Below are 427 nucleotides of genomic sequence, written 5' to 3' on the forward strand. Positions count from 1 at the left end.
TCCGAAAAGAGCTCACCGCCAACCAGTTATTCAAGCTTGGTGCATTTAATCTTTACCCCGCTACCATCAGCAACAATCAGTACCAAGTTGTTGCCCTAAAAGAGACCAGAGCTGAACTTATTAAAATCTTGCAGATCGATGTCATCTTCGTGGTGATTTACAGCTTGGTGATGCTCATCGCTTGGTCGTGGCGCCAGACTTATCTCGCGAAAGTGGCGTTGACCCGACTCAACCAAAACCTAGAGCAAACCGTTGATAAACGCACTCACTACTTGAAGCAATCCAATCAGCAGCTGCAACAAACCCTTTTTCAATACCAAGAGTCGCAGTCGAAGTTGAAACAGACAGAACAAGAGCTGACACAAACCGCGAAATTAGCGGTACTCGGCGAGCTGTCAGCCAGCATTAACCACGAAATCAACCAACC

The 427-nt window shown here is 46.8% G+C and carries 1 pseudogene; it reads left to right on the forward strand.

Annotated elements, in window-relative coordinates:
• Positions 1–427, forward strand: a pseudogene (locus AB4512_RS21470) (sensor histidine kinase); the annotation flags it as partial.

Origin of the sequence: Vibrio sp. 10N.222.52.B7 (assembly GCF_041474275.1) — a bacterium.
Classification (GTDB): Bacteria; Pseudomonadota; Gammaproteobacteria; order Enterobacterales; family Vibrionaceae; genus Vibrio; species Vibrio crassostreae_C.